We start from the raw sequence: 19,910 nt of genomic DNA, 5'->3' as shown, positions 1-19,910 counted from the left end.
TAACCAAATTGTTTAGCGCTGTGCATTTTCGAAATCCTGTCTACCACACCCGATAAGTTCCCCTTATCATGCTTTATTGATTTTGCCTGGAAATGAGCTCAGAATGGGCACATGAAGCCACCAGCCGCATATCTCCCTTCCGCCTCCCCTGCCCTGTCCCAGGCAGATCAGGACGCCCTGACCGACCTCTATGTGCGTGGCACGCCAGCCAATACGCTGCGGGCTTATGAGCGCGACCTGCTCTACATCACGGCATGGAAAGCGGCACGGTTCGCCGCCGCACTGGACTGGCCTGAGGCCGAGGCCACTGCGCTTGCCTTCATTCTCGATCACGCGCGGGACCTAAGCGACGCGCCAGAGGAAGACATCGCGCGTCAAACGGCAGAGATGCTGATCGCACAAGGGCTGCGCAAATCCCTCGCCTGCCCGGCGCCGTCCACGCTGGACCGGCGCATTGCCTCCTGGCTGGCCTTCCATCGGATGAAGAACCTTGCCAGCCCGTTTGGCGCGCCACAGGTCAAACAGGCCCGGTCCAAGGCGCGCCGCGCCGCTGCCAGGCCCCCTGCCCCGAAATCCGCGCATCCGATCACCCGTGACGTGCTAGAGCAGTTGTTGGCCACCTGCCATGGCACGCGGCGCGATTGCCGCGACCGGGCGATCCTGATGCTGGGCTGGGCCTCAGGCGGTCGGCGGCGATCTGAAATCACAAGTTTGATGCGCGAGGATATCTCTCTCAAGGAGTTCGAAAAGAATGGGGTGGTCTGGATATCCCTGCTGGAGACCAAAACCACGGCCAAAGGTGAAACGCCGCGGCTGGTCCTCAAGGGCCGCGCCGCGCAGGCGCTGGTGCATTGGATCGAGGTTGGGCAGATCACAGATGGTCCCCTGTTCCGGCCCGTCTCCAAGGCGGATCGGGTGCTGAAACGCCGCCTGTCGCCGGATGCGATCTATCAGATCGTCAAACACCGGCTGAAACTGGCCGGGCTGCCCGAAGATTTCGCCTCACCGCACGGGCTGCGGTCGGGCTTCCTGACGCAAGCTGCACTGGACGGTGCACCGATCCAGGCCGCCATGCGGCTGTCACTGCATCGTTCCATGGCACAAGCACAGAAATACTATGATGACGTAGATATCGCCGATAACCCGGCCACGGATCTGCTGGGGTGATGGGAGAATCTGTTTCGCGCGCGAAACATCATGTGCCGCGCGCGTGCAGCCAGGCCTTCAGCTCCGCAAGAAATATCTCGGACATTCCCTGGCCGGACAGGGTGACCTGTGCACCGTTTCGACTCTGTTTCAACTGAATGCTGCCGAATGTCTCTTTCAGGGGTGTCTTAACAGCAGGTGGGTTTCCCCCATTCGACCCCAGGCCGTTCAATGCACGGGTCAGAGCTGAAATCTCGGCTTCTCCGCTTTGAGGCGCGGCCTTCCGCAGAGCTGTGGTGATTAAAGAAGCGGCTTTTGCCTCCTCTTTCACAAGCTTCGCAATTGACAGCCCCAACCGCTCGGGGATGGCCGAAGGGAACCGCAGATGATCATCCAAGGCATGATAGATCGCGATGAACGAGCCAATCTTGGATCTCTTGGCCCGGCTGGCCGACGCGAAAAGCCCACGCAGGGCGGCGGTCTCATCCGGGTAAACCCCCTGCTCTGCCGCGCGTGCCACGATCCGGGCACGCTCATAATAGCTCAGCCCGACGCGGATTTCATTTTCCTCTACCATAGCCACATAAGCGTCCGAGGCGCTCTGCGGCTGCCTGAGGAACGCGTGTACGGTTTCAAAGCGGGCCTCACCCGTCTCCTGCGCCAGCGCCCGCAGCACGGTCATGCGTCGCCAGCCCGAGATCAACCCGTACCGCCCGCCGTCCAGCTCCACGACCTCGATTGGGGTTTGCTGCCCACGTGCCTTCAGGCTTTCCTTAAGCGCCTCCATGTCCGCGTCATCTGCCGCCATGCGGTCGCGCACCAGGTAAGTTTCTTCGATGACGTCCAACGGCAGATCCTGCACCAGACGCCCTTCGGCCCGGGCAGCACGCAGTTCTCCGGACAGTTCTTCAAGCGCAGCCTGAGCCGCAGTCGCCCCGGCCACCTGCGCAACCGGCGGCGCGGCGCGGGGTGTATCTGCGGGAAACATGGGGTTCAGCCCAGGGGCAGGGCGACCGTCTTCCAGATAATCCGTCCGGGCAGGGGTCAATCGTTTGCGTTTTGCCATTGGTTTCTCCTTTTCCTGCGCGGATCAGACTCTGTTTCGGGGCACTGCAGACGTTTTTCGCGCGCGAAACATCGCGCTCAGAGCGACAATTCCGGTGTTCCCGCCTCTTCGGCCTGCCGGGCCCGTTCTTCGCCCCGCCAGACGCCGATCAGCAGCTTCTTGAACGAGGCATAAGTGGCATCGAAGGTTTCCCGCCCGCGCACATAGGTCTCGCGGTTGAAATCGCGGTAATCCGCCTCGTAGATGCCGTTGACCTGTTCCCCGGCCTGACCGATCAGCGCCGTGTAGCCCTGCCAGTGCGGCGACAGGGTCCGGCCCAGATAGGCCTGCATCAGCCCGGCCAGTTCCGCCTGCTGGCTGCTGTCATAACGGGTGATGATCGTACGCACCGCATCCCACTGAAACGCCATCTCGGGCCGTCCCAGGGCACGGGCAGCCATGTTCTCGCCATCCTCGATGGATTGGAAGGTGGAATGCAACATGTCAAAGAAGCGCCCCGTGGAGTCAAATTCCAGGAACGACGCACCCATGGGCACCAGAAGGATATCCGAGGCGGCCAGCCCATTGATCGTCAGATAGCCAAGGGCAGGGGGGGTATCGATGAAAATGATATCGTAATCGTCCAGCACCCCGTCCTCATCCAGCGTATCGGTCAGTGCATCCCACAGCTTCCAGCTGCGGCCCTGCATCCGCCAGACGGGAATCTGGAATTCCGCCCAGTAGAGGTTCAGCTGAGCGCCGATCAGATCGATATTCGGCCAATGGGTGGTTTGGATCAGATCGCTGCTGCGGGTCTTCAGCGCCTCGGATAGGGTGTCGTCGATCGGATGTGGGGCCTCACCCCGGTCAAGACGCCCCTGATTGTCGCGGCGCAGATGGGTGGCGTAATGACGGGCGAGCAGCGGGAACACCGTCTGCCATTCATCGCTCACCTTGCCGCCGAAGATCGATGTCATCGAGCCCTGGCTGTCCAGATCGATGACCAGCACCTTGTAACCGTCCAGAGCCGCTGACATGGCCAGATGCGCGCAAGTCGAGGTTTTGCCAACACCGCCCTTGAAATTGGCCACGGACACGATCTTGGCGGGCAGACCCTCGGGTCGGTAGGGACGGTATTCTTTTGCCTTGGATCCTTCCGAGGCGAAATGCGCCCGCAGCCGCAGAACCTCATCCAGCGTGAACCACTTGGCGCCGCCCTCGGTTTCGGACTGCCCTTGGGGCAAATCCGGATTACTTTTCAGGACCCGGCGAAAATGGGCAGGCGCGATAGGGATCAGATACTTGGTGATTTCCCAGGTTGAAAACAGGCGCAGCTTTTTCTGACCGTTTTCTTCCAGCCCCCGGTTCGCCAGGTCGCTACGACCCCGTGCACAGGCATCCGCGATCTGTGAGAATTCATGTGTTCCGGTTGGATCGCCCAGTTCAGCATGGGCCAGATCCGGATCGATATTGAAATACGGGGGAAGCCCCTCGGACGTTGCTGCTCGCATTGAAATACTGTCCATGTGCTATGTTTTCGCTAATATACCACAAAAGGAAGCATGTGAAAGCATTATGGGCATAAAACCGGATTTTCTAAGCAAAATTAAGGGGTAGAAAGCCTTCGAGATGCTGCTTTTGAGGGTATGGCAAAAAAATGTTCAGTTAGAATCCTGTTATCTTATTAGTTACGGCTGAATTCGAACTCTCTTAAGTATAAGAAAAAAAAGAGGTTTTTGTATTTGTTGCAGATCATGCTGAATCTGATCCCACGATAGGGTGACTCTGATCCCACGTTGTAGTGACTCTGATCCCACGTTCCGGCGGCTTTACGCCTCCTGTGGATAACTCTACGGTGAGCGTCAATAAAACCACGAACAAAGATTCGGGCAGGACATATGGGCAGGGCAGTATGAGCGGGTCGGGGGCGTTGTTGCCTGACCGGCACCCAACGGGCGATTTTTTTGTATGCGATATCTTCGATGCGCTGCCCAAGACAGATATGGGCTCGATGGAGCATCCGATGTTTTCGCTCTCGACCCGGCCGGATCGTCGGATCCTCAATTACGAACATAACGGGGTCGAGATCACGGTGACGCCTTCGGTGCGGGGGCTGGCGACGATCCATGACAAGGACATCCTGATCTTTTGCATCAGCCAGCTGATGGCGGCGATCAATGCGGGCCGGACGGTCAGCCGGGTGCTGCACCTGACAGCGCATGATCTGATGGTGGCCACCAACCGTGAAACCAGCGGTGATGGCTACAAGCGTCTGCGCGAAGCGTTCGAGCGGCTGGCCGGCACAAGGATAACCACCAACATTGTCACGGGTGAGAAGGAAACCACCACCGGGTTTGGCCTGATCGAAAGCTGGGAAATCGTGCGGCACACCCGGGCGGGCCGGATGGTCAGCGTCAGTGTGAAACTGTCGGACTGGCTGTTTCGCGCGGTGCTGGCAAAATCGGTCCTGACCCTCAGCCGCGATTACTTCCGCCTGCGCAAACCGCTGGAACGGCGCATCTATGAGTTGGCGCGCAAACATTGCGGGCGTCAGCCCGAGTGGCGGATCTCGGTCGAGGTGCTGTTGAAGAAGTCGGGCTCGGCCTCACCCCGGCGGGTGTTCCGCAAGATGATCCGTGACATGATCGCAGCTGATCACCTGCCCGACTATGAGATGAGCGAAGAGCCGGGCGACCTGATCCGGTTCTCGCGCCGGGGGCAGGTGATCGAGGGATCGGACAAGCCGATCCTGCCGCCGCAGGCGCTGGAGGAGGCCAGGGCGATGGCGCCGGGCCACGATGTCTATGCGCTGGAAGCGGATTGGCTGGCTTATTGGGCCGCGTCAGGCCGCCCACAGATCAGAAACCCGCAGCGGGCGTTTCTGGGTTATGTGGCCAAGAGGGTCGCCGGACGGGACTAGGGCATCCTGCTGCGCATTTGCTGATTTGATGGAAGATGTTCCGGTACATTGTAAAGGATCAGCCCGAATAGGCGTGATCCTGTTTCTGTGCCTGTGGTTTGAACGACCGGATGGCGAAGATCACGATGACGGCGGCAATGATGAATGCCCAACCCGCCAGCATGTAGACACCTATGACCATCAGGATGGACATGCCGGAGTACAAAGCAAATCCACTGGCTCCCAAGCCAACAAGGACAGCTATTCCGAGAATTCCCATCATGTTATCCGGTCCTCCGGCATTGGTCTTGGCCGCGTCAGTTTCCAAAGTGGCTGTGGTTATGCCACCGGGGTGAGCGCCTCGGTATGATTCCGCGCTGGAATCATGGCAAAACTGTGAACCACCTTGGGTTAAAATTTGGTTATTTTTACCTGACGGGGCTTTGCCCCACTACTCGTTCGACACTGCCTGTTTTCAGGCATTGGAATGTTCAGTGTACTATTTCGCAAAATTTTTATGACTGCAATCTCTGCCCGCGCAAACCCTCAAAACATGCAAAGCTCCGCCGATTGGCGCAGTTCCGTGGGGGCCTAAGACACCTAAACGGGGGGTTCAGATAGAAATAGCGTCGAAAACCATCTGCCTGCCGACCCGCCTTTCGGCGATCGGGTGGGTTGCTCACATCTTGACCAGTCGTCCGTCTGCCACCCTGATTCCCTGCTTTTCAAAGACGTTGCGCGTGTCGAAGATCAGTGTGGCCTCGCGCGCAACCAGATCGTAATCCGGGGCGCTGTGATCGGTGATTACGGCCACCGCCGCATAGCGTTTCAGTTTGTCCGCCGTCAGCGGCTGGGATGTCCGGCCTGCAAGCTGCGGGTATTCGCCACCTTCGGGCAGGCGGGGAAAGTACGGGTCGTGATACTCGACCTCGGCCCCCAGCTTTTCCAGCTCGTCCAACAACACCAACGCCGGGCTGCGGCGGGTGTCCTCGACATCGCGCTTATAGGCGATACCCATCAGCAGGATGCACTGCCCGGTCAGGGGCTGTCCGGTTTCCGCCAGCGCAGACCCGTTGCGCGCGGCCAGTTCCGCTGCCATCCGTGCCGCTAGCATCGAAGGGACCGCGTCATTGCTGGAGCGGGCCAGATTGATCAGCGGCGTATCAGATCCTGCATCCGCGGCGCGCCAGGCCAGATAGGCCGGAGACACCGGGATGCAGGCCCCACCAATTCCAGGACCGGGATAGAAGGGCATGAAGCCAAACGGCTTGGTCGCGGCCGCCTCGATCACTTCCCAGACATCCACGTCCATTGCTTCAAGCGCGGTCTTCAACTCGTTGACCAGCGCGATATTGACGGTACGAAAGCTGTTTTCGACCAGTTTCACGGCTTCGGCCGTGGCGGCCGAGCTGACCGGTACGGCGCTGGTGACGATGGCGCGGTAGAAATCCTCGACCAGTTGCCGCGACAGCGGATCATCGGCGCCAACCACTTTGGGAATGCTGTGCGTGTCGAATTTGTCATTGCCGGGGTCTTCGCGCTCGGGCGAGAAGGCCAGGAAGAAATCGGAACCTGCCCGCAGACCGCCCGCTTCGAGGATCGGCTGAACCAGCGTGGTCGTGGCTCCGGGCCAGACGCTGCTTTCCAGCACCACCATCTGACCGGGGCGCAGATGCTGCGCGATGGTCTGCGCGGCGGCAGCGACAAAGCGCATGTCCGGATCTTGTGCGTCGGTCAGCGGGGTGGGCACACAGATCAGGATGATATCGGCCTCGGCCAGTGCTGCTGCGTCCTGCGTTGCGCGGAAGCGCCCACTATCCACCGCCTGTGCGATCCGGTCGGATGCCAGATAAGATATGACCTGATCGCCCTGATTGATCCGCGCCACCCGGTCCGGGTTGAGATCAACGCCGGTGGTATCAAACCCTTCATCATAGGCTGTCAGCGCCAGCGGCAGCCCGACATAGCCCAGCCCAACCACGGCAACCCGCGCATCGCGCGCCGCGATAAGCTGCTTGAGGGACTGATGGTGCGAGGTTTCGTAGTTCATAATCTATCCTGATCGTACAAAGTCAGACTGAAATCAATTCGCGGTGCAACTGCCGGAAACCCAGGCTCCTCCACGGATAGGGCGGAACGGAGGCGAATCCAACATATTTGTCAGCCCGGTCCGAGACTGCAGTACCGTGTTTCCCGATACGCCTCAATCTTTGGTTATAGGCGGTATTGTTAAGAGTATTTTTGATATATCCAAGTCAGGATAATTTTTGTCATTTCGGGCGTAATGCTTGCCGAAACGACGCCTCGGCCAGCTCCGCGCCCTTGTCCCAACTGAACCGGGAAGCCTGCGCCAGCGCCTTTTGCGAAAGATCGGTCCGCAGGCCCGGTTCGGTCAGTAAACGGGTGGCCTGATTTGCCAGTGCCTGGCTGGACAGGGGGGCGAAATACAGCCCGCCATCGCCCACCACCTCGGGCAGGCTGCCGCAATCCGAGGATAAAACGGGGGTACCGCAGGACATCGCTTCAAGCGCCGGCAGACCGAACCCCTCCCAAAGCGAGGGGAAGACCAACGCATCGGCTGTGTTGAGAAGCAATGCAAGCTGCTCGTCGTCGATTTCACCGGTGAAGATGATGCTCTCGGACCGCGCCGCATCGGCGGCAGCGCTGGCCTTGAGGTCTTCCACATTGTCCCAGAACCGCGCGCCGGTGGTGCGCCCGACAATGGCCAGACGTGCATTTGGCACACGCGCCAGGATTTCAGGCATCGCCTCGATTAGCCGCAACACATTCTTGTGCCGGTTGAAGCCGCCCACATAGACCAGTAAGGGCGCGTCGGGCGGAATATCATATGTCTGACGCGACTGTGCCAGAAGCTGTGCGTCGTGGATTTGCCGAAAGACCGGCTCAGCCCCTTCAGTGATAATGTCGGTGCGATCTGCGGGGATGCGCAGGATACATTCCAGATCATTGGCGGACGCCTGCGAGATTGTCATGATCCGCGTTGCCTGTTTCTTGGCTAGCCAGCATTTCGCCTGCCACAGGCGGAAGTTCAGTTTCTTGGGGAAGATGAGATCGGGAAACCGTTCAGGAATGGTGTCATGAAAACACACGACCGAGGGCCGTCGGATCAGTTGCGGAAAATAGGAATAGACCGCCGGATAGAAGAACAGATCGCATTCCATCCGCTGTGCGGATCGGGCCATGGTGATCAGATCGGCCCCGCCGCGCGCCGAGGCCCCGGAAGACGCCTCTGACATCGACTTGTCCGACCCGGCAATCCAGATATCGACACCTTCGGGTACAGGCCGCGTCGGTTCCTGATCGAACAGCAACGTATAGCGAAAGCCCGATTGCCGGGCCGCTAGGGCAGGGATCAGATTGCGGGTGAAACGTCCAAAGCCACGTTCATTTTCCCAGGAACTGGCGTCTACACCAATATGCAGCATGTTTTTGCCTTGATAGCGGCCCCGAAATCCGGGCCATTCGGTTACGTTTCAAATAATGGCATGGCGTTAGCCAAACTGGCCCCGCAAATAGTCTGCTGTCGCCGCCAGACCTTTTTCAAGCGAGTAGTCGGGCTGATAACCCAATCGCTCCTGTGCATGTGCGATGCTGCACCTGCCCTTGGCGGCAAAAAGTTCCAGCAGATGCCGGTCGGGATAGGCGGCACCATCGCTGGAGGACACGCGTCTTTTGATGGCACGCACCAGCGCTTCGAACCGTTCCCGCCCCAGCAGCGTACGGCCAAGCGCTCCGATCCGGGCCGCAACCGAGAGGGTCTCGGGACCCGCATCATGATCGGGTTCGGGGCCCAATCGGTCCGAGAGGGTTTGATACGGTTCCAGGCGGAGCTCGCCTTTGCCGATGATCCGCGAATAGCCGGATAAAAGGTCGAACCAAGCCACCGGTTCAGGCCCGGAGATGATGAAGCGTTCCTGTCCCAGATCCTCCAGAACTGCCGCCCTGAGAATGGCCTGTACCACATCGTCGACGAACACACCGTTACACAGGCCCAGGGGCTGTGGCAGGACTTGTGTTCCTGTGGCCAGATTTTCCGTCAACTGATCCGTCCACAAGGCGCTGCCGGGCCCATAAATCAAGGTGGGTTGAAGGATGGCGGCCGGGATGGGGCCAGCCATCAGCTGTTTCTCCATCTCGATCTTGGCCTGGCGGTACGGGCTGCCACCGGAGCGTTGCACCGGACTGGTTTCATCCAGATCCGCGTTGGGCCAGACATCATAAACCACGATGGAGCTGGTATGGACGATCCTGCCGATGCCAGCATCCTGTGCCGCGCTGAACAGTGCGGTAAAATCTGACAGGTTCTTCTCGGAAGTGGCCCGCACGTCATAGGCCAGATGCATCAGTATGTCGTGGCCGCGCAGGGCGTCTGCAATCGCCTCCCGATCACCAAGTGCTGCGGTGACGACAGTGGCGCCCTTTGCCTCTAGGCCTTTCGCGCCATGGCGGCTGCGCAACAGGGCTGTAACCCGCGCCCCGCTTTCCAGAAGGGCCGAAATCAGGCGCCCCCCGAGAAACCCTGTCGCGCCGGTGACAAAGACTGCCTGCCCCTGCAGTTTTTCTGATCCGGTGAAGTTCACTGTTGCCAATCCTTCTTCAATTCAAATCTAGGTATGAAATCGTTGCGCCTCAGAAGCCTAGCGCAGGGTGGTTGCGCATGCTACTCCGCTAACAGATGATCTGCTGTTATAGATGTCCGGGGTGTAACACCCCAAGGTTTTGAGTGAGGAACTTTATGAGGATTGGTGTGATCGGTGCAGCCGGCAAGATCGGGCAGATGCGCGTACAGACCATTATCGACAACCCTGACACCACGCTTGCCGCCGTTATGGATATGGACATGAACCGCGCCGAAGCCGTGGCCAGTGGTGCGCCAGCCTTTACCGATGCAGACAGGTTTTTTGATGCCGACATGAACGCGGTCATTATTTCGACCCCGGCACATGTGCGCGAACCTTTGTGCCTGACCGCGTTTGAGCGGGGGTTGCACGTGCTGGCGGAAAAGCCACTGGCCACCACGGCCGAGGCCAGCCGCAGGGTCGTCGCGGCGGCCCGGGCGGCGGGCAGGGCTCTGGGGGGCGGATTCAACATGCGCTATTACCCAGCCTTCTCTTACGTGAAGGATATCATCGGATCGGGCGAGATCGGAGAGGTCGATCATATGCGCATCTATGGTGGCCATGAGGGTCTGACGAAATTCGTGCATGACTGGGAATACAAATCCGAGATATCCGGGGGTGGTGCGCTGTGGGATGTGGGGATTCACATGACCGACATGGCCCGCCATATGCTGGGTGAAATCACCAGCGTTTATGGTGTCGCCACCGAAAAGGTCTGGAACGAGCCCGGCTCTGAGGACAACGCGATGGCGATCTTCAAAAACCCCGAGGGCATTCCGGCGATCTATCAGGCGACCTGGACAGACTGGAAAGGTTACAAAAGCCAGATCGAGATCTACGGCAGCAAAGGCATGGTGCGCGGTGCCTACGCGCCGATGGAAACGCTGCTGATCACCATGGATCGCCCGGGCGGCAGGCCCATTCGTCAGCATCGCCGCTACCCCGGGATCATGCTGCGGGAAAAACTGAAATCCTGGAAAACTACGGCGTTGCTGTCTTTTGCAGATGAGCTGCAGGAGTTCGTTGGCCTTTGTGCGGGTCGGACAGGTTTGCGCATTTCCGATGGTCACGCCGCCCTGCGGGCGATCGAGGTTGCCGATGCGGTGCGCGAAAGCAGTGTAACCGGCCAGCCTGTGACGCTCAAGGCGCTGGGGGACATGGCCGCATGACCACTGACCGGTTTCCAGACGACGCTTGGCATCCCGACCGGGCATTGTCAGTATCTGCCGTGAAGAGGCAGGGTTCTTCCAGTTGCAGGAGCTTGCGGTGACAGTTCATCCAACGCTTTCCATTGTCGTGACGATTGTCGATGGCGGCTCTTACCTGCGTGACTTCCTGCTGTCGGTTGCCGCATTCGAAGACCCGCCGCCGCTGGACATCATTGTGCCATATGATGCGAGCGTCTCAGACGCCGCTGATTACGCGGCGGAGTTCCCGGATGTGAATTTTCTGGACCTCGGGGTCATCACGCCCGCCCGCCCGATTACCTCTGAGGCAGGTCAGCATGAGCTGTTTGATCGCAGGCGCGCAGCCGGGCTGGCGGCCGCCACTGGTGACGTGATCGCGATCCTCGAAGATCGTGGTCATCCACACCCGGACTGGGCCCGCACCGTCATGCGACTGCATGCGGAAACCGGAAAGAATGTCATTGGCGGCGCCATCAACTGCAAGGAGCCGGTCTCGCTGCTGAACTGGGCGTTTTATGTAACCGACTTTGGCCGCTACGGCCTGCCGTTCGACAGTGGCCCGGCGGAATGGGTTTCAGACGTGAACGTGACCTACAGCCGGAAAGCGCTCGAGGCGACCCGCCATCTGTGGAAAGAACGCTTTCGCGAACCGGTCGTTCATTGGTTCCTGATCGAACAGGGCGAAGAGTTGTTGCTGTCCAATGAGCTGGTTGTCGACCATGTCCGTCCTCCAACCCGGCTGGGCCAGTTGTTGCCCGAGCGCTTTCACTGGGGGCGTCTGTTTGGCCATATCCGGGCGATGCATATGAGTGGTCCGAAACGGCTAGTCTATATCCTGTCCAGCCCGCTGATCCCACCGGTGCTATGGGTGCGCCACGGTCTGACACAGGCGGGTAAGGGGCGGCTTTTGCGATACCTAGCGGCGCTGCCCTATATCATCATCCTGACCATCGCCTGGACTTGTGGCGAGGTCTGGGGCTACATCACGCGTAGGCCCTGAACGATGCAGGCACCCGGACCAGAATACGATGTCATCGTCATTGGCTCCGGCGCAGCCGGTGGATGGGTTGCGAAGGAAACAAGCGAGCGTGGCTGCCGGACATTGATGCTGGAGGCCGGGCGCGCGCTGGATCCTCAGGGTGATTTTCCCGACAGCGACCGCACGGGCGGGTCCCGTGTCAGCATCCTCAGCCGTGTCATGGCAATCCTGCGGGGGCAGCATGTGCAGGCGCGCTGCATGTCCTTCACACCTCTGACCGAACATCTGTTCGTCAATGATCGGCAGAACCCCTACACCACACCGTCCGGGGCCCAATTCAACTGGTTCCGCTCCCGTCAGGTGGGTGGGCGGCTGCATCTTTGGGGGCGTAACGCGCTGCGCCTTTCGGATCAGGAATTCAAGGCGGCCGAGCAGGATGGTTTTGGCGACAGCTGGCCAATTTCCTATGCCGATCTCGATCCCTGGTACGATCGGGTTGAGCAGTTTCTGGGTGTTGCGGGGGAGGCGGCGCAGATTGAAAATCTGCCCGACGGTATCTACGACGCCCCTCACCCGCTGACCAAAGCGGAACGCCGGATCATGGTCGATCTTGCGCAGAAATGGCCGGATCGGCCAGCCACCACTTGCCGGATCATCCGACATGTGCCCTCACGGACACCTTTGCCGCTGAGCGCGGCGCAGGCAACCGGGAACTTCGAACTGCGCAGCGGGGCGGTGGTTTCAAAGATAGAAACCGATGCACGGACGGGCCTGGCAACTGGCATCCGGTACATGGACGCGGTCAGTGGTCAGGAACACACCGTGACGGCGCGGGTGATAGTGGTTTGCGCCTCGACCATTGAATCCGTGCGGCTTCTACTGAATTCTCACGGGCCACGACATGAGCGGGGGCTGGGTAATTCATCGGGCAATCTGGGTCGCTACCTGTCGGATCATCTGATGGTTTTCCGAGCGGGCACCCTGCCTGAAATCGAAGGTCTGGAGCCGGATCATGATCCTTATGATTTCGGCGCCCAGTCCGGCATTTATATACCCGGTTTCCGTAACCGTGGGGGCCAAGAGGATTGTGGGTTCCTGCGCAGCTATTCTTTGCTGGGGTCCGTTGGGCGGATCGAGCCCGGCTGGTTTTTCATGGCAATCGGAGAAGTTCTGCCACGTGCTGAGAACCGGGTGGAGCTTGACCCAACCAAACGCGATACCTGGGGCATTCCCGCGCCAAAGGTCACGCTGCGCCATTCCGATAATGAACGTGCAATGGTGCAGGACATGAAAGACACGCTGAAGGACGTGTCACAGACCTTTGGTCTGCCCGATGACCTGCTGGGGCGTGAAAGTCTGATATCGAAACTGGCCTATAAAATGGCCGGGCCGCTGGTCTATACCCCCGACGGGGCCTTGCAGCCGGGGTCGTCGATCCACGAAACCGGAGGGGCATGTATGGGTGATGACCCAGCTCGACATGTGCTGAACAAAGATCTCGAAGTCTATGACTGCCCCAACGTCCATGTCACGGATTCGGCGTCGTTTCCGACCAATCCTTTCCAGAATCCGGGCCTGACCATCATGGCCTTGTCCGCCCGTGCGGGCGCTCGGATCGCCGAGAAAATAGCAGCAGAACGCGCGCGCGGTATTTGACGGAGGAACAGGCGTCAGCCGCATAACCGTCCCACCAGATCGTAATAGGTTTTTTCAAACTGATGATGCACCCAATCCGGGTCGAACCGATCTTCCCTGCTGCGTTTCAGGGCGTTTTTCGCAAGGGTTTTCCGGTGCCCTTCGTCTGACAGGACATCTGCAACAGCCGTGCAGATCGCAGCGACATCACCGATAGGCACCACTGCACCGACGCTATTGTCGATCAGTTCGACCACGCCGGAACAGGCGGTGGCCACGGCGGGTGTTCCGGCCTGAAACGCCTCGGCGATGGTGAAAGGCAACGCCTCCCACCGAGAGGTCAGCAGGAATAGATCAGCCGCCCGGAGATGACGGATCGGTTTGTCTGTTCGGCCGATGAATTGTAGGTGCTTGCCAACATCTTTTTCCTGCGCCAGAGCATGCAGTTTTACCTCATCCGGCCCGTCGCCGGCGACGACAAAGCGATAGCCGGGGTGGGTCTGTTTCATCCGGGCGACACAATCGATCAGAATATCAATCCCCTTCTGCGGTTGCAGACGGGCCAGCGTTAGGATCACCCGCTCGCCATCCCCAAGCAGCTTGGCTCGCAATTCGGCGATATCCTCGGCGCTGTCCTCGGGCGGAGGCGAGACGCCCAAGCCGATCACCTTTAACTTTTCCTTTGGCACGTTGCCGATGGTCGCCAGATCGTCGGCCGAGCGATGACTGGGCGTGATTACCAGATCGCATTTAGCGGCGATCTGGCCAAAGGCGGCAATTCGATTAGGTTCCGATCCGTGATAGGTGATGGCAACCGGAATGCGTCGCCCGGTGCGGGCCAGGCTGGCAACCAGTGCCGGCGCGGATTCATGGCAGTGGATCAGATCGACCGGATTGTCCGCCAGCCAGCGCCGCAACCGCCAGGCCGCGACTGCTGTATGACGGAGCCGGTTGACGATGCTGCCGCCTTCGCCCGCGACATAGCGGATGGGCAGGTCCAGAAATCCGGCGCCCCGATCCGGACCCGCCCAGATATCGGCGGTGCCCGCCAGCGTGATGCGATGGTTCCTTGCCTCCAGCCAGTCGCTTAGCCCAAGAATATGCCGGGTAATGCCGCCCATGCCAAACTGGGAACCCATTTCGACAACATGGAGGGGATTTGAAGAAGGGGCGGTCTGCATTTTTGTGTAGGTCTGAGCCAAATTTTTCAACAATCGGGCAATCATAACACGCGCATGGTATTTGCCCATGTCATGAAGGCGGATCACGGCAGCTTGCAATCATCTGAAGCAAGCCCGCAACACCGGGCGCGAACCGGGTAACAGCGTGGCTTGTGTCTTTCGATTGTGACGAGGATCGTGTTTGATACCGGAAAGTTATTGGTAATCTGGTACAATTCGCATGCAGTCGTTACGCATTCTGATGTTCAGCACGTTTTACCCGCCATACTCCTTCGGCGGCGATGCCGTAGGTATTCAGCGCATGGCCCGGGCGCTTGTGGCACGGGGGCATGACGTGACGGTGGTGCATGACGAGGACAGCTATCTGGTCCTTGGAGGCAAGCCACAGCCCGAGGGCGACCCAGACGGGGTCCGGCGGATCGGGTTGCGCAGTCGCAATGGCATGATGTCGAACCTGCTGACCCAGCAGCTTGGCCGCCCGGTTGTCCACACTGCCCGCATCCGCGAGATACTAGCCGAGCGGAAACCGGACATCATCTGGCACAACAATACTTCGCTGATCGGCGGGCCCGGCCTGTTGCCGATGGGCGAAGGGCTGAAGATCTATGAGGCGCATGAGCACTGGCTGGTCTGTCCCACGCATGTGTTGTGGCGGCACGGGCGCGAGCTGTGCGATGACCGCCAGTGCCTGCGCTGCGTGCTGAACTACAAACGCCCGCCGCAGCTGTGGCGCTATACCGGTGCGCTGGACCGGGCATTGGATCACATGGACCTGATCATCGCCAAAAGCGAATTCAGTCGGGCCAAACATCGCGAGTTCGGCCTGCGGCAGGAGATGCAGGTGCTGCCCTATTTCCTGCCCGATCTGGATCAGAGCGCCCTGCCGGAACCGGCGGCGCATGAGCGCCCCTATTTCCTGTTTGTCGGGCGGCTGGAAAAGATCAAAGGGTTGCAGGATGTGTTCCCGGCCTTTGATCGTTACCCGGATGCCGATCTGCTGATCCTCGGCGATGGCGATTACGCGGATGAGCTGACGGCACAAGCCGCAGGCAATGACCGGATCAGGTTTCTGGGACGCAAGGCGCCTGACGAGTTGAACGCCTATTACCGCGGCGCGCTGGGGCTGATCGTGCCGTCGGTCTGTTACGAGACATTCGGCATCATCCTGATCGAAAGCTTCCGGCTGGGTACACCGGTGATTGCCCGGCGGCTGGGCCCGTTTCCCGAGATCGTCGAGCGGGCCGGGGGCGGGTCGCTGTTTGAGACCGAGGATGATCTGATTGCAGCGATGCGCGATCTGCAACACCAACCCGACCGACGCGCAGGGCAGGGGACCGCTGCGCGCAAGGCGTTTGTGGATATCTGGCACGAAACCCGGGTGCTTGAGGCGTATGGAGCGGCATTGGCCCGCGCGGCACACGGCAAAGGCAACCGCGCGTTGGGCGCGGCGTTGGAGGCCGGGGCGTTTGAGTTTGGAGCGATGAATCAAATGCCCACCGGGCTTGCGTGCACGCAGGAGGGATTTTCAAATGGCGTACGGTAGAACTTCGGGCAGATCAGAGAGGGATTCATTTGTGAGAGGAATGCTCCGATGGGTGCTGCGACTGTTCTGGGCCATCCTGTCCGGTGTGCTGGTGATCTTCGCGCTGCTGGCTGGCTTTCTTCTGCTGCTTGTGATTGCGAACACGGCGCTGCGAGATCTTGAGGTCACAATGCGGGCGACCACAGAAAAGGAGCAATTGCCTGAACCCAATCTGTCAGGCTTGCAACAGGCGGCGCTTTTCGCAACGGCGCAGTTTCTTCCGTTGCATCAACCGGGATTTCAGATGGTCACGCCTGGCCGGATTTTCCGGGATTGCGTGGACTGCCCGGAAATGGCTGAGGTTCCCAAAGGGTATTTCCTGTTAGGTTCTCCGATTTTCGAAGAGGGGAGATATGCGCACCTGTTTAGTCACACACCTCTTCGGGCACAGCTGAAATTGGCAAATCGGGAAGGTCCGCGGCGTTTGGTACGCATTCCGCGCGCATTGGCATTTTCCCGTTACGAGATCACGTATGGGCAATGGCGCCAGGCGCAGGAAGATCCGGAATGGGCGGCGATAACCGGGCAAGATCCGTATTTGCCCGATTTGGACGCAGGCTATCGCGACGACCAGCCCATGACCCTGATCGATTGGAGCGACGCGAACGCCTATGCGGATTATCTGAGCGCCAAGACCGGGCAAACCTACCGCCTGCCAACAGACGCGGAGTGGGAATATGCAGCCCGGGCTGGAACTGTGACGCGGTTCCCATGGGGGAACGACATCGGAAAAAACAACGCTAACTGTATCAACTGCTCGTCTCTTTGGCCGGATCGTAAGCCGGGGCCTGTTGGTTTGCACCCACCCAACGACTTCGGTCTTTATGACATGCATGGCAACGGCTTTGAATGGGTCGAGGATTGTTATGAAGCCTATCATGATCCTGTAACGATCGATGGCTCTGCATTTGTGCGGGAAGCTTGTGAGTTTCGAACCGTTCGAGGGGGTGGTCCGTCGTCACCGGCCTGGCAGAACCGGTCTGGATTTCGGGTTGGCCCACACTATTACAATCGTGGTCATGGCCATGCCATTCGCCTTGTTCGAGAGTTGAACTAGACGAATGGTATGGTGTCAGGGGGCCAGTATTCCGATCCGGTGGGCGTTGGCCATGACCGAGAAAGTGATGGTTGTGGCCGGGATGCTGGGCAGGCATGAGGCATCGACCAGATGTACCCGTGACAGCCCTTTCGGGCGCCCCAGAATATCCGACTGCCCCGCACCAGGCGTTTTAGCCATGGGAACCGAGCCGCCCACGTGAAAGCTGGATCCCATATCACCGGGGCGGCGGGCGAAACTCAGCGGCACAAGCCCTGCCAGTTTCAGGACCTGCCCCATGCGTGCCGTGGCGCGCGCCATGACCTGTTCGGTTTCGTCATTACCTTGCACGGTCGGGGTCAGCCGCCCGTCTGCGGCCATCGTCAGATCGATCCGGGCGGAATGGGCAGAATGTAAAAACGCCTGCGCCACGACCAGTCGTTGCGCCAGCAGCCTCCATAACGGGGCCGATCCGGGCAGTTTCGAGCCATAAGTATTGATCAGATCATGGGCATAGAACTCGTTCCAGGTATAGATCTGCGCGTGGACCAGATGCGATGAGACCTCGGGGTCATCCAGTTCAATGAAGATCTGCGGCAGGGTGTGATAGGGTCTTCGGTCCGGGCGACGCGGCGCGCGCCAGCGGTGCAGGCTAGGCAGAAAGAAATGCTGACTGTCCTGTAGTTGCAAGCGGGCTGCGGAGTCCGGAGATGACGCCAGCATCAGCCGCGCGGTTTCCAGAACCCCGGCGGCAACAAAGATGCGGTCGGCTTGCAGGGTTTCGCCACTCTCCAGCGTTACCGTGACATGGCCTGGGCGCTCATCGAACTGGCGAACAAGACCGGTGCGATAGTGGAAATCCGGATTGTGACGCAGGACGTCAAGCGTTTGCCCGGACGCATAAATTAGACCCCAGGGACAGCCATGCAGACACTGGCCACAATATTGGCAACCGGGTTCAACGGCCAGCCGTGCAGCCCCGGCATGGGCCCCCAGTTTCGCAAGCCTCGCTGCTTGGCGATCCAGATGCGTCAGCATCTGTTCGGCTTGCGGCGATGGGGTCAGAGGTGCGCGATCCTGCATGGAAAGGGTGGGGAACAGAGTCTGTAATGCGTCCACCCGACCGCTGATGGGAAGGAATTCCGCAACCGCGCGGTAATGCGGTGACAGATCGTCAATTTCGATCGGCCAGTCGGCGATATCTTCGGCGCGGTTGGGCAAAACGGCCGAGCCCCAGAGATTGGACAGCCCACCTATGGCGTGTGAGGCGCGCAATCCGATCCGGTCGGGCGATACCAGCGTTTCCGCCCCCGGTACCATGGCAAAATCCGATCCGAACCGGCGCACCTGTCCGGGTGGCGTGTCGAACTGAAGAGCTTGCCAGGTTTTTACATCATCGGCGGACCAGCTTTCGGGACCGGCCGCGGCCAGCCGGTCACGGATGGACTGCGCCGAGCCTTCCAGTCTGCGCCCTCCATCCAGCATCAAAACCTGTCGCCCCCGCGCCAATAGGGCCTTGGCTACGGACACCCCCGATGGCCCCGATCCGATGACCAGATCGGTCACGAGGTTGGGCCCGTCTGTGCCGGGGCATGCGGCCTCATGCGGGAACCGGGCGCTTCATCTCGGCTACAATGTCATCGATGATCTGCTGCAGCGTTCGCATTGGACGGAACCCGGTGACACGCTGCAGTTTCGAGACATCGGGCAGGCGGCGCTGCATATCTTCGAATCCTTCGGGATAGACCGTGTCGTAAGGAACACATTGAATTTCCGAGGCAGAGCCGGTCGTTCGGATGACCTGTTCGGCCAGTTCGCGGATCGTGACCTCCTGATCGGTGCCGACATTGAACACGTCGCCGCGCGCATCCGGAAGGGTCATCAGACGGCACATGGCCTCGACCACATCGGCGACATGGCCGAAACAGCGTGATTGTTCACCAGTGCCGTGGACCATCAGTGGCGCGCCTTCCAGTGCTGACTTGACGAAATTCGGTAGCACCATCCCATAGCGTCCGGTCTGGCGCGGACCGGTGGTGTTGAAGAACCGCAGCACCGTGACCGGCAGGTCGGATTCACGCGCGTGGGCCAGCGCCAGAAACTCGTCCAGCGTCTTGGCACAGGCATAGGACCAGCGCAGATTGCGGGTGGCGCCGATGGTCAGGTCGCCTTCTTCCTGAAAGGGGAAATTGGTGCTTTTGCCATAAACCTCGGAACTGGAGGCGATGAACGTATGCGTCTTGTTCACCAGCGCGGCATCCAGCACGTTCTCTGTCCCCGCCACATTGGTCAGGATCGACCGGCTGGGTTCGTCCATGATCAGCTTGACCCCGACGGCCGCCGCCAGGTGGAACACCACATCCGCCGGATCGACCAGTTCGGCGACCAGCCCCCGGTCAAGAATACTGCCTTTGACAAAAGTGAAGTCCGGGTGGTCCGCGACAGAAGCCAGATTGGACATCAGCCCGGTCGACAGATCGTCAAGGATCGTGACCCGATGCCCTTCACCGATCAGCCGTTCCGTTAAATGGGAGCCTATAAACCCGGCGCCGCCGGTAATCAGAATATGCATTTGTTTGT

The 19,910-nt window shown here is 59.7% G+C and carries 16 protein-coding genes; 7 read left to right on the top strand and 9 right to left on the bottom strand.

Annotated features, from left to right (window positions below; all coding sequences use genetic code 11):
• Positions 1-111: 111 nt before the first annotated feature.
• Positions 112-1,167, top strand: a complete 1,056-nt coding sequence (locus tag AC2FEB_RS18980; RefSeq protein WP_496884319.1) for a tyrosine-type recombinase/integrase — start codon at positions 112-114, stop codon at positions 1,165-1,167.
• Between the two features lie 28 nt (positions 1,168-1,195).
• On the opposite strand, the gene AC2FEB_RS18975 is transcribed toward AC2FEB_RS18980, so the two are convergent.
• Together AC2FEB_RS18975 and AC2FEB_RS18970 are read right to left on the bottom strand one after the other, a co-directional pair.
• Positions 1,196-2,212 carry a ParB/RepB/Spo0J family partition protein gene (locus tag AC2FEB_RS18975; protein ID WP_496884318.1) on the bottom strand — a complete coding sequence of 339 codons (1,017 nt, stop codon included), beginning with the start codon at positions 2,210-2,212 and terminating at the stop codon, positions 1,196-1,198.
• 77 nt (positions 2,213-2,289) lie between these two features.
• Entirely contained in the window at positions 2,290-3,717 is a 1,428-nt protein-coding gene (locus AC2FEB_RS18970) for an AAA family ATPase (protein WP_496884317.1), read from the bottom strand.
• A 386-nt stretch (positions 3,718-4,103) separates the two neighbouring features.
• Here AC2FEB_RS18970 and AC2FEB_RS18965 point away from each other — a divergent pair, with 386 nt between their 5' ends.
• Positions 4,104-5,111 (top strand): replication initiator protein A, encoded by a 1,008-nt coding sequence (locus AC2FEB_RS18965; protein ID WP_496884316.1) that lies wholly within the window; start codon positions 4,104-4,106, stop codon positions 5,109-5,111.
• A 58-nt stretch (positions 5,112-5,169) separates the two neighbouring features.
• On the opposite strand, the gene AC2FEB_RS18960 is transcribed toward AC2FEB_RS18965, so the two are convergent.
• The 4 genes from AC2FEB_RS18960 to AC2FEB_RS18945 form a co-directional block, all read right to left on the bottom strand.
• Positions 5,170-5,373 (bottom strand): hypothetical protein, encoded by a 204-nt coding sequence (locus AC2FEB_RS18960; RefSeq protein WP_496884315.1) that lies wholly within the window; start codon positions 5,371-5,373, stop codon positions 5,170-5,172.
• 396 nt (positions 5,374-5,769) lie between these two features.
• Positions 5,770-7,140 carry a nucleotide sugar dehydrogenase gene (locus tag AC2FEB_RS18955; RefSeq protein ID WP_496884314.1) on the bottom strand — a complete coding sequence of 457 codons (1,371 nt, stop codon included), beginning with the start codon at positions 7,138-7,140 and terminating at the stop codon, positions 5,770-5,772.
• 220 nt (positions 7,141-7,360) lie between these two features.
• Positions 7,361-8,536, bottom strand: coding sequence for a glycosyltransferase family 4 protein (locus AC2FEB_RS18950; protein ID WP_496884313.1), 1,176 nt, complete (start codon positions 8,534-8,536; stop codon positions 7,361-7,363).
• Between the two features lie 66 nt (positions 8,537-8,602).
• Positions 8,603-9,691 (bottom strand): NAD-dependent epimerase/dehydratase family protein, encoded by a 1,089-nt coding sequence (locus AC2FEB_RS18945; protein WP_496884312.1) that lies wholly within the window; start codon positions 9,689-9,691, stop codon positions 8,603-8,605.
• 155 nt (positions 9,692-9,846) lie between these two features.
• Between AC2FEB_RS18945 and AC2FEB_RS18940 the strand changes: the two genes are divergently transcribed.
• The 3 genes from AC2FEB_RS18940 to AC2FEB_RS18930 are packed head-to-tail and all read left to right on the top strand — an operon-like array spanning position 9,847 to position 13,552.
• Positions 9,847-10,899: a Gfo/Idh/MocA family protein gene (locus AC2FEB_RS18940; RefSeq protein WP_496884311.1), complete on the top strand. Its 1,053-nt coding sequence runs from the start codon at positions 9,847-9,849 to the stop codon at positions 10,897-10,899.
• 25 nt (positions 10,900-10,924) lie between these two features.
• Positions 10,925-11,917, top strand: a complete 993-nt coding sequence (locus tag AC2FEB_RS18935; protein WP_496884310.1) for a glycosyltransferase — start codon at positions 10,925-10,927, stop codon at positions 11,915-11,917.
• 3 nt (positions 11,918-11,920) lie between these two features.
• On the top strand, positions 11,921-13,552 hold the full coding sequence (locus AC2FEB_RS18930; protein ID WP_496884309.1) for a GMC oxidoreductase: 1,632 nt from the start codon (positions 11,921-11,923) through the stop codon (positions 13,550-13,552).
• Positions 13,553-13,566: 14 nt separating this feature from the next.
• Here AC2FEB_RS18930 and AC2FEB_RS18925 read toward each other — a convergent pair whose 3' ends face one another.
• Positions 13,567-14,670, bottom strand: a complete 1,104-nt coding sequence (locus tag AC2FEB_RS18925) for a glycosyltransferase family 4 protein (RefSeq protein WP_496884308.1) — start codon at positions 14,668-14,670, stop codon at positions 13,567-13,569.
• 262 nt (positions 14,671-14,932) lie between these two features.
• Here AC2FEB_RS18925 and AC2FEB_RS18920 point away from each other — a divergent pair, with 262 nt between their 5' ends.
• Positions 14,933-16,255, top strand: coding sequence for a glycosyltransferase family 4 protein (locus AC2FEB_RS18920; protein WP_496884307.1), 1,323 nt, complete (start codon positions 14,933-14,935; stop codon positions 16,253-16,255).
• 40 nt (positions 16,256-16,295) lie between these two features.
• Complete coding sequence (locus tag AC2FEB_RS18915; protein ID WP_496884306.1) at positions 16,296-17,351, top strand: formylglycine-generating enzyme family protein; 1,056 nt, start codon at positions 16,296-16,298, stop codon at positions 17,349-17,351.
• A gap of 15 nt (positions 17,352-17,366) precedes the next feature.
• Here the strand turns inward: AC2FEB_RS18915 and AC2FEB_RS18910 are convergent, their stop codons facing one another.
• Entirely contained in the window at positions 17,367-18,896 is a 1,530-nt protein-coding gene (locus AC2FEB_RS18910) for a GMC oxidoreductase (RefSeq protein WP_496884305.1), read from the bottom strand.
• Positions 18,897-18,930: 34 nt separating this feature from the next.
• Positions 18,931-19,902 carry an NAD-dependent epimerase/dehydratase family protein gene (locus AC2FEB_RS18905; RefSeq protein WP_496809227.1) on the bottom strand — a complete coding sequence of 324 codons (972 nt, stop codon included), beginning with the start codon at positions 19,900-19,902 and terminating at the stop codon, positions 18,931-18,933.
• Between the last annotated feature and the right edge of the window lie 8 nt (positions 19,903-19,910).

It is taken from the genome of Ruegeria sp. YTSC106 (assembly GCF_059609765.1).
This window is presented reverse-complemented; position numbering and strand designations above follow the sequence as displayed.